The sequence below is a fragment of the Aeromonas sp. genome, from assembly GCF_051657805.1.
In the GTDB taxonomy this organism is placed as follows: Bacteria; Pseudomonadota; Gammaproteobacteria; order Enterobacterales; family Aeromonadaceae; genus Aeromonas.
This window is the reverse complement of sequence record NZ_JBOFLJ010000045.1, coordinates 1-1,301: the sequence shown is the minus strand read 5'-3', so window position 1 is coordinate 1,301 and position 1,301 is coordinate 1. Positions and strand designations below refer to the sequence as shown.

The 1,301-nt window shown below is 61.3% G+C and carries 1 protein-coding gene; it reads right to left on the bottom strand.

Annotated features, from left to right (window positions below):
• On the bottom strand, window positions 1-1,083 hold a 1,083-nt coding region (locus ACRCYW_RS14655; RefSeq protein WP_438550799.1), incomplete at its 3' end, for a hypothetical protein.
• Window positions 1,084-1,301: the final 218 nt, after the last annotated feature.

Sequence of the window (1,301 nt, the reverse complement as noted above, 5' to 3'; positions counted from 1 at the left end):
GGACGCTGCCAGGGGGGCAGGTGAGCAGGGTAAGACCACGTCCTCTTTGTCATCGATGTGGAGATTAAAGGTGGGGTATCCCAAAATGACTTCCTCATTAGAAGCAAGGAAGAAAGCATCAGGGTGAAGACGGCAGTGCATCCGGACGGACTTGAGGCGCATGGCGATACCAGGAAGGTGGAGCCAGCCATGTTCTTCCACGATCTTGTCCCCAAGGAGGAGTCGCACAGTACCTTGACCGGCAACGGGCATGGATTCTCCATTGGCCGCGGTGATGAAGGTGTCGGAGACAGTGGTATAGGACACAAAGTCAGCCAGGGAGGGAGTCATGGAGTAAGTGGCCCCGGAGTCGATACAGATACTGGATTCCGGAGAGAAGGCCAAGGTGGTCGCATAGGAGGATCCCAGAAACCGGATGGGGAGAGGCTGAAGGGAATTCCCATAGGCGTAGGCGTGGAGGGCGACGGGAGTCCGGGGAGATCCAGGCGACAAGGCAGGAGGCAACAAGGGAGGAGGTGGAGCGGCCACGGCAGGAACCGGAACGGGCGCGATAGGTGCAACAGGAGAGGCCGGTGGCAACTGGACATCACTACTAGTTGTTACGCTACTGACCGGTGACAGAGGTGGACTGTCGGTTAAGCTGGAAGGATGGTCAGCAACGCAAACAGGTGAGTCACGGCCGGCAGCAGACAGGGAGGGGCACCAACTGACATGCTTACATTGACCGGGGACCGGGGGAGCAGTAGCGGAATCACGCAGAGCCGAGGCCGGGGTCGGAGCCGGGGTCACAGCACCGCCACCAGGGGCAGGCCCAGGAGTGGGGGTGCGGGCGGCGAGGGCAGCACCGGGAGTACGGGCTGGAGTGCGACCACGGGGTGTGCGGTTCCCAGGGTTGTGGGTGATGGTGTACCAAGAGGGAACTTTGGGACAATCGTTCAGGAAGTGCCATCCGGGAATGTTGCGGTCCTTGTCGGCCTTCAAGTGGAGGCAGTAAGGGCAGGCGAAGGTGCGCTGAGTGGCCAATATATCATCAGCAGAGGGGGCGCCGTGAGTAGCCACAAAGCGGGAGAGGGTTTCCTGCATGGTGCCGGGGAGAGAGCTGCCAGGGGAGCCGGTGGCTGCGGTGGCTGCTTGAGCACGTCCGGCGGGGGTAGGGCGAGGCTGCTGTGGTGGTGTACCGGAGCCAGGAACCGGAGGATACTTCAGGTTAGGGCCACAAGGAACGGGGGCGGAGACGGCGATGCCATCAACAAGGCCTCCATTCTTGTAGACCGTTTCCTCCTCCTTGAGGCGGGCATCCA